Source organism: Mycobacterium sp. (assembly GCF_035653355.1).
GTDB lineage: Bacteria > Actinomycetota > Actinomycetes > Mycobacteriales > Mycobacteriaceae > Mycobacterium.
The window spans coordinates 1-4,870 of the sequence record NZ_DASRBZ010000169.1 but is presented as its reverse complement, the minus strand read 5'-3'; the positions used below and the strand labels follow the sequence as shown (position 1 = coordinate 4,870).

4 protein-coding genes are annotated in these 4,870 nt (G+C 69.7%); all 4 read left to right on the top strand.

The genetic code is table 11. The annotated features are described in order from the left end of the window. Positions 1-1,695 (top strand): phenylalanine--tRNA ligase subunit beta (locus tag VFA16_RS05500; protein ID WP_324966845.1); only part of this gene is annotated, 1,695 nt, incomplete at its 5' end. Between the two features lie 118 nt (positions 1,696-1,813). Continuing rightward, positions 1,814-2,851: an N-acetyl-gamma-glutamyl-phosphate reductase gene (gene argC / locus VFA16_RS05495; protein ID WP_324966844.1), complete on the top strand. Its 1,038-nt coding sequence runs from the start codon at positions 1,814-1,816 to the stop codon at positions 2,849-2,851. Beyond that, entirely contained in the window at positions 2,848-4,062 is a 1,215-nt protein-coding gene (gene argJ / locus VFA16_RS05490; RefSeq protein ID WP_324966843.1) for a bifunctional glutamate N-acetyltransferase/amino-acid acetyltransferase ArgJ, read from the top strand. Before argC ends, argJ begins: the two co-directional genes overlap by 4 nt. An 82-nt stretch (positions 4,063-4,144) precedes the next feature. Then, positions 4,145-4,870 (top strand): acetylglutamate kinase (gene argB / locus VFA16_RS05485; protein ID WP_324966842.1); only part of this gene is annotated, 726 nt, incomplete at its 3' end.

Here is a 4,870-nt window from a genome sequence, read left to right as displayed (position 1 = left end):
CTGGAGTTGGGCCACCCCATGCACGCCCACGACCGCGAGCGGATCACCGGCGGCTTGGCCGTGCGGTTCGCCCGGCCCGGTGAAACCATGACCACCCTCGACGACGTCGAGCGCCGACTCGAGCCCGGCGACGTGCTGATCGTCGACGACGTCGCCACTGCCGCGATCGGCGGAGTGATGGGGTCGAGCAGCACCGAGACGCACGAGGGCTCCACCGATGTGCTCTTGGAGGCAGCGGTGTGGGATCCGGCCGCGGTGTCGCGCACCCAGCGGCGGCTGCACCTGGGCAGCGAGGCGGCCCGCCGCTACGAGCGCGGCGTCGACCCGGCCATCTCGGTGGCCGCGCTGGACCGCTGCGCCGCGCTTTTGGCTGAGATCACCGGCGGCACGGTGTCGCCGACGCTGACCGATTGGCGGGGCGACCCGCCGCGCGACGACTGGTCGCTGCCGCCCATCCGGATGGCCACCGACCTGCCCGACCGCACGGCCGGCGTCGAATATCCATCGGGCACAACCGCGCGGCGGCTGACCCAGATCGGCGCTGCGGTGGCCACCGACGGCGACGGGCTCACCGTGACGCCGCCGAGTTGGCGCCCCGATCTTGTGCAGCCCGCCGATTTGGTCGAGGAAGTGCTGCGGCTGGAAGGCTTCGCCGTCATCCCGTCGGTGCTGCCGGCGGCGCCCGCCGGCCGGGGTCTCACCCGCAGGCAAAAGCGCCGCCGCGCGATCGGCAAGTCGCTCGCGCTGTCCGGTTACGTTGAAGTCCTGCCCACACCGTTTCTGCCCGCGGGCATCTTCGACCGCTGGGGGTTACCCGCCGACGATCCCCGGCGGACCACCACGCAGGTGCTCAATCCGCTGGAGGCGGATCGCCCGCATCTGGCCACCACGCTGCTTCCCGGGCTACTAGAAGCGTTGGCGCGCAACGTCTCTCGAGGAATCGTCGATGTCGCGTTGTTCGCGATCGCGCAGGTGGTGCATCCGAATTTCCAGAGCCGCAGCGTCGGCGTCATCCCAGTGGACCGCCGGCCAACCGACGACGAGATCGCCATGCTCGACGCGTCATTGCCGCGCCAGCCGCAGCATGCCGCTGTGGTGTTGACCGGCCTGCGGGAACCGCGCGGCCCGTGGGGCCCCGGGCGGCGGGCCGAAGCAGCCGACGCCTTCGAGGCGGTTCGGACCATCGCCGGCGCCTGCGGCGTCGAGGTGACCCTGCGGGCCGCCGACTATCTGCCGTGGCATCCGGGCCGGTGCGCCGAAGTGCTCATCGGCGACACCGTCGTCGGCCACGCCGGACAGCTGCACCCTGCGGTCATCGAGCGCGGCGAGCTGCCGCCCGGTACCTGCGCGGCCGAGCTGGATCTGGATGCCATCCCCCTCGTGGAAAGGCTGCCCGCACCCACCGTGTCGCCGTTCCCGGCGGTGTTTCAAGACGTCAGCCTGGTGGTCGGCGCCGACGTCGCCGCCCAGGCGGTGGAAGACGCGGTGCGCGAGGGCGCGGGCGAGCTGCTGGAGGACATCCGGCTGTTCGACGTCTACACCGGACCGCAGATCGGCGACGACCGCAAGTCGCTGACCTTCGCGCTGCGGTTCCGCGCAGCGGATCGCACGTTGACCGAAGACGACGCCAGCGCCGCCCGTGATGCCGCCGTGCGCCGCGCTGCCGAGCGGGTGGGCGCCGTCCTGCGCACGTAACCGCTTCCTGGCGAGCAGACGCAAACGTCCCGGTTCGTCGCCGAGTCGGGAGGCTTTGGCGTCTACTGGCACCGGAATGGATTTGCAACGCAATGCATAGTCATGCAAATATTGCAGGATGACCCTGCGAGTGGCGGTGGCCGGCGCCAGCGGCTACGCGGGTGGCGAAATTCTGCGACTGCTGCTTGGCCACCCCGCCTACGCCGTCGGCCGGTTCACGATCGGCGCGCTCACCGCGGCGGGTAACGCCGGTAGCACGCTCGGCGAGCAGCATCCCCACCTGCTGCCGCTAGCTCAGCGGGTGCTCGAACCGACCGAGATCGACGTGCTGCACGGCCATGACGTCGTATTCCTGGCGCTTCCGCATGGGTACTCGGCGGCGCTAGCCGAGCAGCTGGATCCGCAGACGCTGGTCGTAGACTGCGGCGCAGATTTCCGGCTCACCGAACCGGAGACCTGGCAGCGCTTCTACGGTTCGCCGCATGCCGGCAGCTGGCCGTACGGGTTGCCCGAACTTCCCGGCGCCCGCGAGCAGCTGCGTGGTGCCCGTCGCATCGCGGTACCGGGCTGCTATCCGACCGCGGCGCTGCTGGCCCTGCTGCCCGCCGTCGCCGAGGACCTCGTCGAACCCGCAGTCACGGTGGTCGCCGTCAGCGGCACGTCGGGGGCTGGTCGTGCCGCGAAGACCGACTTGCTCGGCGCGGAGGTCATCGGATCGGCGCGCGCCTACAACATCGGCGGGGCCCACCGGCACACCCCCGAAATCGTGCAGGAGCTGCAAAAAGTCAGCGACCGGAAAGTCACCGCGTCGTTCACCCCGGTGCTCATCCCCACGTCGCGCGGCATCCTGGCCACCTGCACCGCGCCAAGCCGCGCGCCGCTCTCGCAGCTGCGCGCCGCCTACGAAAAGGCCTACAGCACAGAACCTTTCGTGCACTTAATGCCCGAGGGGCAGTTGCCTCGCACCGGTGCGGTGATCGGCAGCAACGCCGCCCACATCGCCGTCGCGGTCGACGAGGACGCCGCCACGTTCGTGGCGATCGCCGCCATCGACAACCTGGTCAAGGGCACAGGCGGTGGCGCCGTCCAGTCGATGAACCTGGCGCTGGGCTGGCCGGAAACCGAAGGCCTGCCAGTAGTCGGGGTGGCGCCGTGACCGACCTGGCCGCCACTGCTCGGCTGGTGCGATCGCAGGGCGTCACCGCGCCCGAGGGTTTCCGGGCCGCGGGCATCGCCGCCGGGATCAAGCCCTCCGGGGCACTGGACCTCGCGCTGGTCTTCAATGAGGGCCCCGACTACGGCGCCGCGGGCGTCTTCACCCGCAACCGCGTCAAGGCCGCACCCGTGCTGTGGAGCCAGCAGGTCCTCACCACCGGCCGGCTGCGCGCGGTGCTCCTCAACTCCGGCGGCGCGAACGCCTGCACCGGCCCCGCCGGCTTCCAAGACACCCACGCCACCGCCGAGGCCCTCGCCGCCGCGCTGTCGGACTGGGGCAGCGAGACCGGCGCCATCGAAATCGCCGTCTGCTCGACGGGCCTGATCGGTGACCGGCTGCCGATGGACAAGGTGCTGGCCGGCGTTCAGGAAGTCGTCCACGAGATGGCAGGCGGGCTCACCGGCGGCGAGAACGCGGCACGGGCCATCATGACCACCGACACCGTGCCGAAACAGGTTGCGCTGCATCATCCCGACAACTGGACCGTCGGCGGAATGGCCAAGGGCGCCGGGATGCTGGCGCCGTCACTGGCCACCATGCTGTGCGTGCTGACCACCGACGCCGTGGCCGACGCTGCAGCGCTCGACCAGGCGCTGCGGCGAGCCACCGCCGTCACTTTCGACCGCCTGGACATCGACGGAACCTGCTCCACCAACGACACCGTGCTCCTCCTGGCATCGGGGGCAAGCGAAATCGTCCCCAGCCGAGCCGATCTCGACGATGCGGTGCTTCGGGTCTGCGACGACCTGTGCGCGCAGTTGCAGGCCGACGCCGAAGGTGTCACCAAGCGCATCACCGTCACCGTGACCGGTGCGGCCAGCGAGGACGAGGCCGTCACCGCAGCTCGGGTGATCGCCCGCGACAGCCTGGTCAAGACCGCGTTGTTCGGCTCCGACCCGAACTGGGGCCGGGTGCTCGCGGCCGTGGGCATGGCACCGGTGCAGCTCGATCCTGAGCGGATCACCGTGTCGTTCAACGGTTTTGCCGTGTGCGTCGACGGTGTCGGGACGCCCCAAGCTCGGGAGGTGGACCTGTCGGGAACCGACATCGACGTCACGGTAGACCTCGGGCTAGGGAGTGGTCACGGCGCCATCCGCACCACCGACCTGTCGCACGGCTACGTCGAAGAGAACTCGGCTTACAGCTCATGATCCGCCTCCTCCTCATCGCTTCGTCCCCCTCGCCGCTTCGCGGCTGGGGGTCCCCCCTGCATCGTCGGCGGTGGTATAGCTCATGACGACCAGCGAATTGCCGACCCAGGTCAAAGCGCAGGTGCTCGCCGAGGCCCTGCCCTGGCTCAAGCAGCTGCACGGCAAGATCGTCGTCATCAAATACGGCGGCAACGCGATGAGCGACGACACGCTCAAGTATGCGTTCGCCGCCGACATGGCGTTTCTGCGCAACTGCGGCATCCATCCCGTCGTTGTACACGGTGGCGGACCGCAGATCACGGCGATGTTGCAGCGCCTCGGCATCGCGGGCGGTTTCAAGGGCGGATTCCGGGTCACCACACCGGAAGTGCTCGATGTCGCGCGCATGGTGCTGTTCGGTCAAGTTGGCCGGGAACTGGTCAACCTGATCAACGCGCACGGACCCTACGCCGTCGGTATCACCGGTGAAGACGCGCAGCTGTTCACTGCGGTGCGGCGCCGCGTCACTGTCGACGGGGTGGCCACCGACATCGGGCTGGTGGGCGACGTCGCCAAGGTCAACGCCGCTGCCGTGTTGGATCTGATTGCAGCGCGGCGCATTCCGGTGGTGTCCACGCTGGCGCCGGACACCGACGGTGTGGTGTACAACATCAACGCCGACACCGCGGCGGCGGCGCTGGCCGAAGCGCTGGGCGCCGAGAAGCTGTTGATGCTCACCGACGTCGAAGGGGTCTACACTCGCTGGCCGGACCGGGATTCGCTGGTCAGCGAAATCGACACCGCGACACTTAGTCGGCTGCTGCCGACC

Coding starts and splice junctions, on each gene's coding strand:
- argC (WP_324966844.1), top strand. CDS start 1,814: ATGACCCTGCGAGTGGCGGTGGCCGGCGCCAGCGGCTACGCGGGTGGC.